Source organism: Paraburkholderia sp. RL17-373-BIF-A, assembly GCF_046030175.1.
Taxonomy (GTDB): Bacteria; Pseudomonadota; Gammaproteobacteria; order Burkholderiales; family Burkholderiaceae; genus Paraburkholderia.
In genome coordinates this window covers 30,350-45,489 of sequence record NZ_JARESO010000046.1, presented here as the reverse complement: position 1 = coordinate 45,489, position 15,140 = coordinate 30,350, and the positions used below count along the sequence as shown (strand labels likewise).

Here is a 15,140-nt window from a genome sequence, read left to right as displayed (position 1 = left end):
GAGTTGAGGTCGACTCAATGTTAGCGACGCCTCTATTGCCTGTCATTGGCATAAAATCACAAAATAATTAGCTCCAACGGAAATACAGAAAACCATGCGGCAACTCGAACTCCGTCATATCCATGCCTTCGTTTGCGTCGCGAAACAGCTTCATTTCTCGCGCGCCGCGGACGAATTGGGGATCGCCGCGCCGTCGCTGACCAAGCTGATCCAGGAGGCGGAACGGCTGCTCGGCGTGCGGCTCTTTCATCGCACCAAGCGCTCGGTCGCGCTGAGCGCGGCGGGCAGCGCCTATCTCGCCGAGGCGCTGGTCGCGCTCGATCACCTCGCGCGCGGCGAGGAACGCGCGGTGCTGGCCGAGCGTGGCGAGCTCGGGCGCGTCGAAGTCGGCTATGTGGCGTCGGCGGCGTATGCGGGCGTGTTGCAGCGCGATGTCGGTGGATTTCGCGGCGCGCATCCGGGCGTCGACATTTCGATCCGCGAGGTGCCGATGGACAATGTCGCCGCCATGCTGCGCGACGGCCTGCTCGACGCGGCCTACGTGCGCCCGCCGATGCTGCTGGCCGACGGCATTCAGGCCACGACCGTGCATCGCGATCAATTCGTCCTCGCATTGCCGACCGATTCCGCGCTGGCGGCCTCGCCGAGCGTCAAGCCGGCGCAACTGCGCAACCAGTGCTTCGTGCTGCCGGAACAGGAAGCCGGCACCTTCGAAGTGGCGCGGCGCGGGCGCTTCTCCGCGCGGCTCGGACCGCGCCCCGGTACGCTCGCCTCGGTGCTGGCCTGCGTGTCGCTGGGCGGCTACGTCGCCGTCGTGCCGCATACGCTGGCGGACTGCATCGCTTTGCCGGGTGTCGTGTACCGCGACATCACCGGTCAGCCCATCCCTTCGGAGATCGCGATTGCCTTCCGGAAGTATGAGCGCGCCCCGGCTGTCAAGGCGTTTCTCGACTTCGCACGGCATAAGTGACACCGGTCTGAAGGCGGCTTGAAGCCTGTCCGACGGGTCGGGAAACGGCGTCTGTTCAACACGCCGGCTGCTTTTCGTTATATCCTGCCGAATATCACGGTAGGCTTCGTGGTGCGTGGCGGCGCGTCTTTCAGCGCTTCTGAGAGCCCCGCGCGACGAGGCGAAACGAGCCAGCAGGAGCCAGTAGCGGTGCGCAGTCGATCCATTTCATCCGCCCCGGCAAGACGCCGCGAGCGTCTGCCCAACGAGCTTTCATCGACCATCGTCGCGGTGAAGTCGGCGTCCGAGCGCGGCCGCGCCGAATCGATCCGCGATGTCGTCGACGCCTACCGGCGTCTCTACGGCAGCGTGCAGCGCTTCGTGCTGATGCTGACCGACGACCAGTTGAATTTCGCCTCGGTCGGCACGTCCGGCTCGCATTCGCTGAACCAGTTGCTGTCGATCCTCGCCGAGCGGGCGAGAGCCGCGGCGTTCGCGCGTCTGCGCGACCTCAAAGCGGCGATCGAGGAAGCGCGCTGCGCCGAACAACTGCGCGACGCGATTTTTTCCGACACCTTCAGCAACGACCTGGCTGCCCTGCGCAAGGTGGTCGCGGAACTCGAACGGCTCGACGCGGCCTTCGTGGGCCTGTGCGTCGGGCATGTGCTCGAACAGCACGCACGGGCTGCGAATGACATGAGCCCGGCGGCCGGCAAGCGCGCCGCCACCGCGCGAAGCCCTGCGGACAGGTCGGCCGTGCGGCGCAAAGCGCGCGTCGCCGAGCCCGCCCTCGCCCCCTCCAACGACTGATTAACGACAGCCGCAGATGAACGCTCTCTTTCGCCCATCGTTATATCTTTCCGAATATATCGTCGGCCGCGCTTGCGCGGCGAATGTGCGCCATGAGCTTCACCTGCACTTTCAACTCGCCTGACACCGAACCGGATTCGAGATTCCCATGCACACGCCCCCGTTCCGTCTCGCCCAGCCCGCGCGTCTGAAACTGTCCGGCGACGAGCTTGCCGGCACCGGCATGCACGTCGCCGACGCATGTTGCGCCCCCGCCAAAGTGTCGTTCTCGAACACCAAACGACGCGCGCGCCTCGCCGAACTCGACAGCCATCTGCATTGTTCGATCATCGGCACGTGTCTGAGCACGCACGAGTTGCGCAAGCTGGTGCCGAAATTCACGGGACTCGATCGCCGCGACGCGAGCGATCTGGAGATCCATCACTCGGCGGTCGAACTCGCTATCGAAGGCGGCGCGGCCGCGAAGGCGCTGCAGAAACTGCTCGACGAACACTATGCGGGCGCGATCCGCCGCTTCGACAAAGCCACCGACGACGTCGACCTGCTCAAGCTCTGGGACGAAGCGCTGAAGAGCGGCGACATCCCGCCCGCCTACTGGGCGTTGATGACGCATCCGTTTGCGACCATGCCCGTGCGCCAGAAAGCATTCGGCGAATTGCACATGCTGTCGCATCTGGTGGGCGCGGCCAATCGCGCGGACATTCGCCGGCTGGTCGCGCTGGAAGAGGAGAACGCCGCATTGAAAGAGAAAATCGAGCGTCAACAGAGCCGTTTGCAGGAACTCAGCCTGCAACGCGACGCGTCGATTGCGGCGCTCAACGAGCAGATCGCGCAGCTCACGGCGCAGACAAGCCGCCAGATCCCCGGCGATGTCGCCGGTCTCGAAGCCGAAACGCAACGGCTGCACGACAAACTGGCCGACGCCGATCAGCGCGTCGCGCTGCATACGAGCCGTCGCGAGGCCGCGGAACAGCGCGCGCTGCAGGAACAGGACGCGGCGCTCGCGCTGCGCAGAAGCCACGATCAGACGCTGACGCTGCTCAAGCTGGTGCAAAGCGAATGCGACGCCCTCGAACGCGCGACGGTAGACGCAGCGGACGCGGCGAGCGGAGCCGGCACGCGCCGGGCGAGCCTCGACAGCGTGCAAGGCAAACGGATCGCGTATGTGGGCGGCAGGCCGGGTTCCAACGCGGCGCTCAAGCGGCTGGTGGAAGCGGCCGGCGGCGAACTGATCGTGCACGACGGCGGTGTGGAAGATCGCAAGGGCCTGCTTGCCGCGGCGTTGCCGGGTGCGGATCTCGTCGTGTTTCCGGTCGATTGCATCGACCACGATTCGATGAATACGCTCAAGCGCGTCTGCGAGCGCCATCAGATCGACTATCACCCGCTGCGCACGGCGAGTGTGGCGAGCTTCGTCGAATTGATGGCGCGCCTGCACCCCGAGCAGCTTGCGCAATTGGGCAATCCGCCGCCTTCGGCGTTTTGCCTGCGTCACGGCTGAGCGCACTTGCGCGACCGGGGACGCTCAGGAGCGGATCAGCCTGGTCAACTCGGCGATCTGTTTCGCGCAACTTCGCTGCGCCTCGACTTCAACGTCGCGGTACAGGCGAATGATGGTTTCGCCCACGGGCGTGAGCGTGCAGCCGCCGCCGCTCTGGCCGCCCTGCTCCGAATGCGTGGCAGGCGACTTGAGCGAACGGTTCAGTTCATCGATCAGCAGCCAGGCGCGACGGTACGACATATCGAGGCTGCGCGCCGCCGCCGAGATCGAGCCGAATTCGCGCACGGCTTCGAGCAATTCGACTTTGCCCGGCCCGAGCGCGACCGCGTCGCCGCTACGGATGCGCATTCTGAAGCGCACTTCGGGACGCGCCTTCGCGGCTTTTTTTGCCGCGGGTGCGGGTTTGGTTTTTGGGGTGTCAGCCATGCGCGAAAGCATACACGAACCGCCTCGTACTGCCACCCTGGCCGAACGGCCATCACAATCCTCCCTGAAGCTCCGGGAAGCAATGCCCGTAGTCTTCACAGCCGGGACAGCCTGGCGCCGGGCCAGGCTGCAAACCCAGTGACAACGCGCGTTGTTCAGCGAGGAACTTCTTCCACCGCAAGTTGGCGGTATTGAGCGCGACGAGCGTGGGGAAATAACGCGTCAGCATCCACGTGACTTCGTCGCGGCCGGCGAGGCCGAGGTCGCGCCACAGGTGATCCGGACGCAAACAGGCATGGGCGATGATTGCAGCTAGACACTGCGCGTCGTCTGCATGGATCGTGGCGCTAGCGTACGTGAGCAATAGCGCGTGGAGCGTGCGGACGAATTCCGCGTGCTCGCTCGAAGTGACCACGAGCGGCAACGCGGCCGGGACAGCGGCACGCGCGAAGTGCCGCGCCACCAGCGCGCGCCACGCCGGTTGCTGAAGTCCGAGCAGCGCGAGTTCGTTGCGCGCGTCGCGCTCGGCGATCAGTTTGGCGAAGAGTTGTGTGTCGGGTGATGCGGCATTAGTCGCTGCGTCCAGCCACTTTGTCATGCGCGCGGCGGTCAATGCGTCCTGCGGCAACGACAACGACCGCACCCACAAAGGCGCGTCTTCGCCAGTTGCGGCAACACCAACAACGCGTGCAAGCGGATCGTCAGACATGGCGGCAACGTGATAAGGATCAGCGACCCATGTTACGCCTACCGGCTGTGCCTCGCGTTCACCTACGCCAACGGTCCCAACACATGCGCCTCGATCCGCGCGAGCCGTTTGACATGGCGCGGCGCGGGCAGGATGTCGGATCCGGAAAACAGAATCGGCGCGCCGTCTTCAGCGTCGAGCGCTCGGCCGCCGCATTCGTAGGCGACCATCACGTTCTCGCCGATCGGCGTGTTGAAGAGTTCATGCCACGAAAACGTCACGACATAGCCGTCGTGCCCCACCGCGACGAACACCGTGCGCTTGAATTCGCCCGGCACGCTATTCGGCAAGCCCGCTTCCGTGATCAGCGTCGTCAGGCGCACGCCGCGATACGGCTCGACGCTGCGAATAAAGCGGTTGGTCGTATAGCAACGCAGATCGAACGGCGTGGCCACCACGCTTTCGTAGCGTTTGAGTTCATCGAGCCCGAATGAAAGCGGCCGCTGGAATCGTCCGCTCAGGACAAGCGCGCTGTCGACAGCGGGCGCGGCAATCACATTCACACTATCCATATCCGTTTATCTCCAGCATGTGCGCCTGAGCGGCTTGTTCACCCGTTATGTCCGTGTGTATATTACGCTGCGATGGCGGCTTGCGCGCAAAACCGCGTCGATACGCGTCATATCGCCGGGAATATAGCCCGGCCTCACCTTCATTCATAACAATCACGGCACGCGTGGGCGCGCCGGCATACGGCCGGTGCGCAGCCGGGCTGCTCAGGAGATCACATGCGCTTCTCACCCGCCTGGCGACGCACCACGTGTCTCGCTTTCGTCTCCCTCGGCCTGATCGCGGCGCTCGCCGGTTGTGGCGGCGACGAGATTACCGCCACGCCGCAAAAGGTCGCCGTCAGCGCGTCGCCGAACGGCATCGCGGTGCGCGCGGCGGACGGCGCCGTCTTCATCACCGACGACCAGACCAATAGCGTGCTCTCCTCGCCCGACGGCCGCACGTTCGCGCATTACGCGAGTGTGCCGGCGGTGGCCGGCCAGTCGAACAGCCTGAGCCAGTTGAGCTTCGCCGACGCGTCCACGCTGATGATCGAACGCTTCGGCTTCGGCACGGCGAGCGCGGTGTTCAGCATCACGGGCGTCGATGCGATCGCGGCGCTGAGCGGCCCGGATCCGGCGCGCCGCCGCCTCGGCCTGATCTCGATTGGCTCCAATCGTTTGCTCTCGACGTGGTTCGTCAAAATCGGCAGCAATCCGCTGCAAGGCGGGCTGAGTCTCATCACATACGATCCGGCCGCTCACACGGCGGTCGAGCGCGATCTGCTGAGCGGACTCGGCAAGCCGGTCGGGATCGCCGTGTCGGGCGACGCGGTCTACGTCTCCGACCAGGCCAACAACGACATCGTCAAAGCGAGTCTGAGCGCGTTGCTGGGCGGATCGCAGGCCGTGACGCCGAGCGGCACATTCGTGCGGATCACCAGCCCGGACCTGATGGCCGTCGACGCGGGCGGCAAGCTATACACCAAATGCAATACCACCGGCCTGTGCCGGATCGCGCCGGACGGCACGATCAGCGTGCTTGCAAACGACTTTCAGGACGCCCGCGGCGTAGCCGTCGACGCGCCGCGCGGCCGGCTGTACGCCATCGACCGCGCCGCCAGTGCGAGTGGCACCAGTTACGTGCGCAGCTTCCCGCTTGACTGATGCAGAGCGGCGTCGTCACACAAGATAATGCGATGACGTCGTAATATAGCGCTCTTAATAACGTATCGGGGTTATCGCATGATTCGCAAGCTGCTCGCTTCTCTCGTCGTTCCTCTCGTGGTCGTTACCGGCATCGTGACGGCCGCGCCTGCTTTCGCGCAGGACAACACGGTCAACGTGCTGTACGCCGGCTCGCTGGTCAATCTGATGGAGCGCAGCATCGGCCCGGCATTCGAGAAGGCCACCGGCCAGCATTTCCGCGGCTACGCGGCGGGCTCGAACAAGATCGCCAACGAGATCAAGGGCAAGCTGCGCCGCGGCGACGTGTTCATCAGCGCGAGCCCCAAGGTGAATGACAGTCTGACCGGCGCGGCGAATGGCGATCACGTCACGTGGTATGTGAATTTCGCCGAATCGCCGTTGATGATCGGCTACAACCCGCAGAGCAAGTTCGCGCCGCAGTTCAAGAGCAAGCGCTGGGACCAGGTGCTGCAGGAGCCGGGCATCCGCATCGGCCGGACCGACCCGAAGCTCGACCCGAAGGGTGCCTTCACCGTCGAGATGGTGACCAAGGCGGCTGAGCTCTACCACCAGCCGGACCTCGTCGAGAAGACGCTCGGCGCGGCGGAAAACCCCGAGCAGGTTTTGCCCGAGGAAACGCTGGTTGGCCGCCTGCAATCCGGCCAGCTCGACGCCGGCTTTTTCTATTCCACCGAAACGTCCGATCTGAAGATTCCGGCGATCCGCCCCGCACCCGAATTGCAGGCCAAGGCCAGCTACACGCTGACGATTCTCAGCGACGCGCCGAACCGTGAAGGCGCGAGCAGCTTCGTCGACTTTCTGTTGAGCGCGAAAGGCCGCGCGCTGCTCAAGCAACATGGCGTGGACGTCATCAAACCCACGGTAAGCGGCAACGGGCAAGCCATGCCGCCTTCGGTGCAAGCCGTGATCGACGCCGCCGCGCAGTAAGCGCGGTGAAACGTACCGCTGCGCGTCCGCTGCTGTGGCTGGCGGCGCTGCTGGCCGTCTATCTGTGCGCTCCGTTCGTTGCGAGCGTGCCGCAGCTCGGCGCGGCGGACTGGGCGAATGTCGATTGGCGCGCGACGTGGTCGGCGGTCGGCATCTCGGCGGCGAGCGCGAGCGTGGCCTCGCTCGCGATTCTGCTGGGCGGCGTGCCGCTCGGCTATTTCCTCTCGCGTTCGACTTCGCGCAAGGTGGCGCTGCTCGGCTTCGTCGTGCAGTTGCCGCTGGCGTTGCCGCCGCTCACCAGCGGCGTGCTGCTGCTGTTTCTGCTCGGCCCGTATAGCTGGGTTGGCCGCTTCACCAATGGCGTGCTGACGGATTCGTTCGCCGGCATCGTGCTCGCGGAAGTCTTCGTCGCCGCGCCCTTCCTGATCATTGCCGCCAAGTCCGCGTTCACCGCCGTCGACCCGGTGCTCGACGACGTGGCCGCGACGCTCGGCCATCACGCCGGCAGCCGTTTTTTCCGCGTCATGTTGCCGGTCGCGTGGCCAGCGATTCGCGCGGGACTCGCGCTCGCGTGGCTGCGCGCGTTCGGCGAATTCGGCGCGACCGTGATGGTGGCCTATCACCCGTATTCGTTGCCGGTCTATACGTACGTCGTATTCGGCGGCCAGGGGCTGCCGGCGATGATGCCCCTGCTGCTGCCGACACTCGCCATCGCAATCGTCTGCGCGGCGCTGTCGATTTACAGCCTTCGGCAAAAGACCACGCTCGAGCAAACCGAAAACGGCGACGACGCGCTCGAACCCGGCGCGGACCTGACGGCGAGCCGCGGCGAAACCGCGGACCTGCGCCTCGCTTTCCATTTGCAACGCCGGCTGGGCGCGTTCGATCTCGACATCGCATGGACGCCGGTCACGCGACGCCTCGCGATCATCGGGCCGTCGGGCTCGGGCAAGTCGTTGGCGCTGCGTCTGATCGCGGGGCTCGAATCCAACGCGTCGAGCAGCGTGACACTCGGCACGACGCCATTGAACACGCTGCCGCCCGAGCGCCGGCAGATCGGTTATATGCCGCAAGACTACGGCCTGTTTCCGCATATGACGGTGGCGCAGCAACTGGCCTTTCCCGTCGATGCCGATCCCGCCAGCGCGCGTTACTGGCTCGATCACCTGGGCCTCGCGCAACTGGTCGCGCGCCTGCCCCATCAACTGTCGTTCGGCCAGCGGCAGCGCGTCGCGCTCGCGCGAGCGCTGACACGGCATAGCGAACTGCTGCTGTTCGACGAGCCGTTCGCCGCGCTGGATACGCCGCGGCGGCGCCGCTTGCAGCAGTCGTTGCGCGCCTTGCAGCGCGAGATCGCGGCAGTGACGATCATCGTCACGCACGATCCGGATGAAGCCGCATTGCTGGCCGATGAAGTTCTGGTCGTCGAACAGGGCCGCGTGTTGCAAGCGGGTTTTATCGACGCCGTATTCGAGCGGCCGGCGTCGATGCGAGTGGCCGGCCTGCTCGGCTTGCACAATGTAGGCGAAGGCGTGATGAGTGCTTCAAGCAAGGTCGAGATCGCTCAGGGCCTCGTGATCGGAACGGGCGACAGCGGACTCGATCTCGCCGCCGGTCAGCGGGTCATGTGGCGCGTGTCGTCGCATGCCATTGTCGTGACGGTGGACGGCACGCATGCCGGTGTGGTCGACGCGGTCGAATTGCGGCGCGGCGAGCGCTATGTCCGCGTGAATATTGCCGGAGTCCGCTTCGATATTGCCAATGAAGATGCCTGCCTGCGCGAAGGCGCGCCGTGCCGGATCGAGATCCGCGCTTCAGGTGTTGCCGTCTGGCAAGCGAGCGATTCGCATTAACCTTCGTGCGCGTGAGCGCGGCCTCTGATTTCGGCAAGCGACATATCGACCAGCAGCTTGCCGGATTCGAACACCGTCACCAGCGCATCTTCCCAATCGCCTTCGACGGTGCGCTCGTCCCACGCCACAGGCAGCGTCGTCGTTCGATATTCGCCCGTGTGGCGATTCACCAGCAGCGTCAGGCGCCCTTTCATCGAGCGCTTTCCGGCGTCCGTGACCGGGTCCTTGAGCACGTCGTGCCACTCGTCGCCTAAACGAATTGCGGAACACTTCATCGCGAAGCGCTGCGTGTCGCGGTTGATCTGCTGCAACAACGCGCCGCCCATGCCGAACACGATGTTGTCCGCCGCGAAGCCGGCTTCGTCCATAGCGGCAAGAATCGCTTCAATCGAATCGGCGTTCACGCCGTCGCCCTGGATCACCCGCACGTTGTTGAGCACGCGCCGCCCTTTGCCGTTCACTACCGATCCGAACGACGTCTCGAGTGCCCGGAGGGTTTGCAGCACGATCGTCCGTGGATCGCCGGAGTCGGGCCGGATCACCAGCGTGCCACCGGAGTCGAGCACCGCCTGCTTCAACTCCGTGCCCCAGGCGTCGAGCGCGGCGAACAGATCGTAGGAATCGGACACCACGGAAACGATTGCCCCTGGCTTGCCGAACTGCGCAATCATGTTGCGAAACGCGTCGGTTTCGCGCTCGCGGCCCCATGACGTGATCGTGCTGTGCTCCGCCGCCGGCACGGAAAACGCCGCCATCGTCTCGTTGTAGTAATGGTTCGCCGCGACCACGCCGAGCACCGTGTCCGAGCCCATGAAGCTGACGAGGTGCGCGGCGCCGCCGATCGCCGCCGACTCCGCGCTCGACACGCCACGCGCGCCGAAATCGTGCAGCTTGAACGGCAGTTGCGTGAGGTCGTCGCTGCTCTTTAGCAGATAGCCGCGGATCGTCTTGCGCAGATGCCAGCTTTGCGTCGCCACCGTAATCGGATACCACACGCGCAGCAGCATGGTCTCCATGTACGACGCCAGCCAGAACACCTGCGGATCGTCGCATTCGACCGTGACGAGCGCGTTGTGCGTCGGCACGACCGAGCCTTCCCGCACCGCGCGAATGCGCACCGGCAGATAGCCGCCGTGGTGTTCGACGATGTAGCGCCAGCCCGCTTCGTTGAACGGCTCGCCGTGCGCCGTGAAAAAAGCCTTGGCCTGCTCGATCATGGCCGGCGTGACCGGGCGGCACAGATATTCCTTGATCAGCATCTGCAGGCCGAAGAACAGCGTGCGATCGTAGCGCCCGCCGCGCGATTCGATGTACGAGAACATCGCAGATGCTTCGGGCGGATATTGCAGGTAGTGCGACGCCTTGTACGAATCCGTGTTGAGAATCGGATTGGACAGGATCGACGCGATATCGTTGAGACCGTTGGACTCGTTTTGCATGGACGATGCTGCGCTCACAGGCGCTCTAGAGAGTAATCAGACAGGCCGCGAAGTAGCTGGCCACAACGACACGATACACTGTCAAAACACACCGGGAATCAAGCGAAAGCACAGCTTGCCTTGATACGCGCGATAGCTGCTCGCCGCGACGTTCTAAAGGCGGAGTGGTCCACGTCATTGCCTATTCGTTTCGACATGCGAATTATTATTTTGGCAGGTTACGCCAAAGGCTGCCCGCCTCCCAGGATCGCAACGTAGCAGCGGCACGGATCCGCTATCCAGATCATGCCACGTATGTGCGGATTCGCTTCTGACGAGTCTGTCCAGTTTGACAGAACGGCTTCAATGGCCGGGTTTGAGCTGCGGCGGCACATTCGGCCGCGACGCGAACAGACGGCCGAGCACGCCTTTGCGGCGCTCGGCGCTGGACGGCCACAGCATGTCCGCCAGCAGGCTGATACCTTGCGCAAGCGTGCTGTCTCGGGCCGATGTCACCAGCGGCACGCCGCGGCTGAGCGCTTCATTGGCCTGCTTTTCGTCGCGCGGAAGCTGATGCGCCACCCTCGCGCCAAGCGTCTGTTCGAGCTTCGACAGGTTGATCTGGGCGTTCTTGTCGTAATGATTCACCACCACCCGCACCTTGCTCGCCGGATAGCCCAGTTCCCTGAAAATATCGAGCATGCGGCGCCCGCCGTGCAGGTAAAGCAGGTTCTGACGCACCACCATGCAGATGGCGTCGCTGCGATCGAGTGCATGGATCGTCAACGGATTCAGGCTCTGGCCGACGTCGATCAACACTGCGTCATAGCGCTCACGCGCCAGCGCGAGAATGCTCTCCATCTGCGCGGGCAGCAATTCCGCGGCCTTGAGCGGATCGCCCGCACCCGCCAGCACATCGAGATTTGCGTGGACATGCATCACGCATGATTCGAGTAGCGCGGCGTCGAGGCGCTCCGCGTGGGAGCAGAGATCGGCAAGCGTGGTGGGCGGCGGTTTGTCGGCCATGAGCAGGCTGGCGTCGCCGAATTGCTGGCTGAGATCGATCAGCAGCACACGCCGGTTGCTCAGCGCGGCAAGCGAATACGCGAGATTCACGGCGATTAGCGTGGTACCGCTGCCACCCTTGCTCGAAGCGAGCGAGACGACACGGCCGACGCGGCGGCCGATGGCGTTTTTCCGCACGTCGGCCTGGATGAGGATGGTGGTGATCTCGTCGGCGTCGAGCGGCCACGCCAGCACATGCCGCACGCCGACGCGCATCGCCGCGCCCAGCAAGGCGGTGGACGGCGCCGCCGTCATCAGCACGCAATGCAGGGCCGGCGTGCAGGCCAGCGCTTCCTCGACGCCGTCCAGGTCGCGCGCATTCAGATCGGCATCGTCGACGATCAGCATATCGGCGCTTCGAATCGCACGGTCGTGCGCCCGCACTTGCCGGGCCGTGCCGTGAGCGGTGCGCAGCCGGTAAGCCACGCCGCTTGCCTCGAGGCGAGCGACGATGTCCGGCGCGCGCTCCATGCTGGATGAAATCAGGAAGATGTCGATCATGTCGGCTCTCCGCCGGTCTGACGCCGTTCGGTTGGCGAAGCCACCTCGATAGCGATCGATGTTCTGGTTATTCGTCGGAATCGGACCGGTAAATGTCCGCACCGCGTTCGTAGTTTCGTTCCTGCGACACCGGCATCTCATACACCGAGTCGCGCAACGCCTCGCGCTGAAGCTCCGCTTGCGACCGGCGCTTGATCGCCTCGGCAATCACCAGCGTCGTCAGATCGACCGGCGGCGCGGCGAACAATGCGCGCGGCGCGGCGATATGCCGTTGATAGGCGACATCCGTTGAGTACACGGTGGTTTGACGAGCCGGCTGTGCTGTGCCGGCCGGCTTGGTGAACTGTCTGGTCATGACAACCCCCAAAAAAAAATCTGTTTTTTTCACTGCTCTGTCCAGGTGAGCCGTGTCCGCACATTCGCGGACACGGCGCCCGGTCCACCTCGTAAGCTGCGCCTCTCTACGGAGACTCTGGCCATTCCTCCCCGCTCCATGCGCCCGGTTGGTCCTCGACCGCGCGCTACCCCGCCGCTCTTCTTTCGCTGTTTTCTTGTTGTTGTGCGTATCGTTCGCTCACCAACTCCGCGAGCGCGGTACTTGTTGTTTTTGCCATCCCCTTCATGTCCGCCGAAACAGACGGAAAAAGTGGCGAGGTCGACCTTTACATCGTCCGGTCACATTGACCGGTACGTTGTACCGATCATTCGCGCCGTGCTCTTATGTCGTTTGTTTTTCAGTGGCCCCGCCGCCCCCTCGTAAAACGCATTGGCTTCCCCCCGCCGCGCCTACGAAGTTTTATGTGCCGCCGATCTCTCTTCACTCCGGCTTCCCGGAGTTCGGACCGGGCGGCAACAGCATTCGCTGTGAAGTGCTTATTGCAACGGCTATGCCATGTGCCCTCAAACCCTTATGCCACCGTGATCGTTGCTGCGGCGCACCCTGCTCGCGCACTCTTCGCATCTCGCGTTGATTCGAATTCGACACGCACTTAGGCCTCCGCCGACGCGCCGCGGCGACGCGTAGCTGGCCGTTGGCTCGCCGGGCAATCCGCACGCCCCGCGTGGGGCCGGGCGCTGCGTTACATCCCGGTCAAATATGCCGATGCTTCGGAACCCTACCGGGTAGTCTCGACCCCCTGTCCGATGTGTCGCAAGCGTGAGACGAGGCAAATCCCGAACTACAGTTCCGTTTCACATTTGCCGTAAAACGAATTGAGGCGCTATGTGGGATGCCGAGCATAGCGGGACTTGACCGTCTATTTTTTTACCGCAAGCACAATGGGGTGATATGAAAAACGTTTCTGAATCCAGACTTGTTTGTATGGCGCTCGAAAGCGGTTTCGCTTATCGTTAAGCCCATGCGCCAAGAAGAGTGCTTGTATCAGGCCAACGAGGTTAAAAACGGTTTGAGTGATTCGGGGAAAAGATCGTGTGACGGTTACAACGGTGAACACCGTTCCCGCCATTCGTCCGATATGTAGCACCTCGCGGCTCGCGCCGCCCGCTCCATGCCCCCGAAGATTGCCGCTACCGTGAATCGTCACCGCCGGGCGTCGAGTCGCAGAACCCCAAAGCGGTGGATCAATCCATGTCCGGGTCCGCACACGCGGACCGGCTGGCTCAGTTGGCCGGAAGCCGGCATCTTGCCGGTCTGTTGGGTACGTCGCAGAACAGTCCTGAGAGCTGCATCAAACCGGGGGTAACATGAACACGACTTGCACGCCTGTCGACACGGAACGCACTGTTCTGTATGTGTCGAATTCGCCGGATCAGAAACTCGCCGCTTTTCTGGCGGCTTCTGGCTGGCAAGCGGTGCATGCCAAAAGCACGGCCGTCGCCGAGCGTATGCTCGAGCGCGGCAATATCAAGGTCGGCCTAGTCGAGCTGCCGGGCGACTGCACCTCACAGCATCTGTCCGCACTGGCGTCCTGCATGCGGCGCGTGGAAACCAACTGGGTCGCCCAGATCGCGCCGGGCCAGGCGGAAAACGAACTGGTCAGCCGTTTCATCCTCGACTATTGCTTCGACTTCGTCACGCGACCGTGGCTCAACGACCGGCTCGTGTTCGCGCTCGGCCACGCGCATGGGCTGTCGAGCCTGCGGCATGTGGAGGTCGCGCCGGAGCCGTCGCTCGGCCGGCACGGCATGGTCGGGCAATGCGAGGCCATGCAGCAGTTGTACCGGCGCATCGACAAATGCGGCGTGACCGACGCGCCGGTGTTCGTCGCCGGCGAATCCGGCACCGGTAAGGAGCTGACCGCCAAGGCGATTCATGAACGCTCGCCGCGCGCCGGCCGGCCCTTCGTCGCGATCAATTGCGCGGCGATTCCGCCGAGCCTCCTGCAAGCCGAATTGTTCGGCCACGAACGCGGCGCCTTTACCGGCGCGCTCCAGCGCAAGATCGGCCGGATCGAGAGCGCGCATGAAGGCACCCTCTTCCTCGACGAAATCGGCGACATGCCGCATGAATGCCAGGCGGTCCTGTTGCGCTTCCTGCAGGAAGGCACGATCGAACGGCTGGGCGGCAACGGCCCGATCAACGTCAACGCGCGGGTCATTTCGGCGACTCACGTCGATCTGGACAAGGCGGTCGAAGACGGGCGCTTCCGCTCCGACCTGTATCACCGTCTGTGCGTGCTGCGCCTCGTCGAGCCTCCGCTGCGCGAGCGCGGCGGCGACATCAAGCTGCTCGCCAACTATGCATTGAGCATGTACAAACAGGACGGCGCGCGCAAACTGCGCGGTCTGTCGAGCGACGCGATCGTGGCCATGTCGAACTATCCGTGGCCGGGCAACGTGCGCGAACTGATCAATTGCGTGCGCCGCGCCGTGGTGATGAGCGAAGGCCGCTTTATCACGGCAAGCGATCTGGGTCTGCCGGAAGCCGACAACGGGCCGGCCGTGACGCTGGCGGAAATCCGCAGCAAGGCCGAGAAGGACGCGATCGAGCATGCGTTGCAGCGGCATGGCTACAAGTTGTCCGAGGCGGCGGCCGAACTCGGCATTTCGCGGGCCACGCTGTATCGATTGATGCATGCCAACCGGCTGCATCAGGAGCCGGCAGCCGGGCGCGCGTCGAACGCCACCGGCGGCGCGGATGCCGACGGCGAGACGGAGCGGCGGGCGGCTTCGCTGGTGTGAGCGGGTAAGTTCGGCGTCGCTTCTGCTTCGCTGGGTTCCGCCGGGTCCGGTCTGAACCTCGCTCGCCCGGATGATCGCGGGCCGCGCGCGCCGCCATTTCGCGC

The 15,140-nt window shown here is 64.3% G+C and carries 13 protein-coding genes; 7 read left to right on the top strand and 6 right to left on the bottom strand.

Translation table 11 applies throughout. The annotated features are described in order from the left end of the window. Positions 1-94: 94 nt before the first annotated feature. From P0D80_RS36480 to P0D80_RS36470, 3 genes are all read left to right on the top strand, one after another. On the top strand, positions 95-970 hold the full coding sequence (locus tag P0D80_RS36480) for a LysR family transcriptional regulator (protein ID WP_408291078.1): 876 nt from the start codon (positions 95-97) through the stop codon (positions 968-970). Between the two features lie 189 nt (positions 971-1,159). Then, a complete protein-coding gene (locus P0D80_RS36475) occupies positions 1,160-1,759 on the top strand; it encodes a hypothetical protein (protein ID WP_408291076.1) in 600 nt (199 codons plus the stop codon). A gap of 148 nt (positions 1,760-1,907) precedes the next feature. Further along, a complete protein-coding gene (locus tag P0D80_RS36470; RefSeq protein ID WP_408180024.1) occupies positions 1,908-3,260 on the top strand; it encodes a DUF2325 domain-containing protein in 1,353 nt (450 codons plus the stop codon). Positions 3,261-3,284: 24 nt separating this feature from the next. Here the strand turns inward: P0D80_RS36470 and P0D80_RS36465 are convergent, their stop codons facing one another. The 3 genes from P0D80_RS36465 to P0D80_RS36455 form a co-directional block, all read right to left on the bottom strand. Then, positions 3,285-3,686: a winged helix-turn-helix domain-containing protein gene (locus P0D80_RS36465; protein ID WP_243658296.1), complete on the bottom strand. Its 402-nt coding sequence runs from the start codon at positions 3,684-3,686 to the stop codon at positions 3,285-3,287. A 52-nt stretch (positions 3,687-3,738) separates the two neighbouring features. Further along, positions 3,739-4,284: a nitrogen fixation protein NifQ gene (locus P0D80_RS36460; protein ID WP_408180044.1), complete on the bottom strand. Its 546-nt coding sequence runs from the start codon at positions 4,282-4,284 to the stop codon at positions 3,739-3,741. Between the two features lie 173 nt (positions 4,285-4,457). Then, a complete protein-coding gene (locus P0D80_RS36455) occupies positions 4,458-4,946 on the bottom strand; it encodes a molybdopterin-dependent oxidoreductase (RefSeq protein ID WP_408180023.1) in 489 nt (162 codons plus the stop codon). A gap of 216 nt (positions 4,947-5,162) precedes the next feature. On the opposite strand from P0D80_RS36455, the gene P0D80_RS36450 reads away from it, so the two are divergent. The 3 genes from P0D80_RS36450 to P0D80_RS36440 all read left to right on the top strand — a co-directional run bounded on the left by P0D80_RS36450 (position 5,163) and on the right by P0D80_RS36440 (position 8,911). Further along, complete coding sequence (locus tag P0D80_RS36450; RefSeq protein WP_408291072.1) at positions 5,163-6,089, top strand: NHL repeat-containing protein; 927 nt, start codon at positions 5,163-5,165, stop codon at positions 6,087-6,089. A 78-nt stretch (positions 6,090-6,167) separates the two neighbouring features. After that, on the top strand, positions 6,168-7,058 hold the full coding sequence (locus tag P0D80_RS36445) for an extracellular solute-binding protein (RefSeq protein ID WP_408291070.1): 891 nt from the start codon (positions 6,168-6,170) through the stop codon (positions 7,056-7,058). Between the two features lie 5 nt (positions 7,059-7,063). Beyond that, positions 7,064-8,911 (top strand): ABC transporter ATP-binding protein/permease, encoded by a 1,848-nt coding sequence (locus P0D80_RS36440; protein ID WP_408291068.1) that lies wholly within the window; start codon positions 7,064-7,066, stop codon positions 8,909-8,911. Here P0D80_RS36440 and P0D80_RS36435 read toward each other — a convergent pair. The 3 genes from P0D80_RS36435 to P0D80_RS36425 form a co-directional block, all read right to left on the bottom strand. Beyond that, entirely contained in the window at positions 8,908-10,350 is a 1,443-nt protein-coding gene (locus tag P0D80_RS36435; protein ID WP_408291066.1) for a nicotinate phosphoribosyltransferase, read from the bottom strand. The genes P0D80_RS36440 and P0D80_RS36435 overlap by 4 nt on opposite strands. A 342-nt stretch (positions 10,351-10,692) precedes the next feature. Beyond that, positions 10,693-11,895, bottom strand: coding sequence for a CpaE/TadZ family protein (locus tag P0D80_RS36430; RefSeq protein ID WP_408291064.1), 1,203 nt, complete (start codon positions 11,893-11,895; stop codon positions 10,693-10,695). Between the two features lie 67 nt (positions 11,896-11,962). Continuing rightward, complete coding sequence (locus P0D80_RS36425; RefSeq protein ID WP_408291062.1) at positions 11,963-12,250, bottom strand: hypothetical protein; 288 nt, start codon at positions 12,248-12,250, stop codon at positions 11,963-11,965. A gap of 1,349 nt (positions 12,251-13,599) precedes the next feature. On the opposite strand from P0D80_RS36425, the gene P0D80_RS36420 reads away from it, so the two are divergent. Continuing rightward, the gene (locus P0D80_RS36420) at positions 13,600-15,036 is read left to right on the top strand and encodes a sigma 54-interacting transcriptional regulator (protein ID WP_408180016.1); all 1,437 of its coding nucleotides are present in this window, start codon (positions 13,600-13,602) and stop codon (positions 15,034-15,036) included. Positions 15,037-15,140 lie beyond the last annotated feature (104 nt).

What these genes read in the sequence shown, in the direction of transcription:
- P0D80_RS36435 (WP_408291066.1), bottom strand. Translation starts at nt 10,350, where the DNA reads ATGCAAAACGAGTCCAACGGTCTCAACGATATCGCGTCGATCCTGTCC.
- P0D80_RS36480 (WP_408291078.1), top strand. Translation starts at nt 95, where the DNA reads ATGCGGCAACTCGAACTCCGTCATATCCATGCCTTCGTTTGCGTCGCG.
- P0D80_RS36430 (WP_408291064.1), bottom strand. Translation starts at nt 11,895, where the DNA reads ATGATCGACATCTTCCTGATTTCATCCAGCATGGAGCGCGCGCCGGAC.
- P0D80_RS36455 (WP_408180023.1), bottom strand. Translation starts at nt 4,946, where the DNA reads ATGGATAGTGTGAATGTGATTGCCGCGCCCGCTGTCGACAGCGCGCTT.
- P0D80_RS36465 (WP_243658296.1), bottom strand. Translation starts at nt 3,686, where the DNA reads ATGGCTGACACCCCAAAAACCAAACCCGCACCCGCGGCAAAAAAAGCC.
- P0D80_RS36460 (WP_408180044.1), bottom strand. Translation starts at nt 4,284, where the DNA reads ATGACAAAGTGGCTGGACGCAGCGACTAATGCCGCATCACCCGACACA.
- P0D80_RS36420 (WP_408180016.1), top strand. Translation starts at nt 13,600, where the DNA reads ATGAACACGACTTGCACGCCTGTCGACACGGAACGCACTGTTCTGTAT.
- P0D80_RS36450 (WP_408291072.1), top strand. Translation starts at nt 5,163, where the DNA reads ATGCGCTTCTCACCCGCCTGGCGACGCACCACGTGTCTCGCTTTCGTC.
- P0D80_RS36470 (WP_408180024.1), top strand. Translation starts at nt 1,908, where the DNA reads ATGCACACGCCCCCGTTCCGTCTCGCCCAGCCCGCGCGTCTGAAACTG.
- P0D80_RS36445 (WP_408291070.1), top strand. Translation starts at nt 6,168, where the DNA reads ATGATTCGCAAGCTGCTCGCTTCTCTCGTCGTTCCTCTCGTGGTCGTT.
- P0D80_RS36425 (WP_408291062.1), bottom strand. Translation starts at nt 12,250, where the DNA reads ATGACCAGACAGTTCACCAAGCCGGCCGGCACAGCACAGCCGGCTCGT.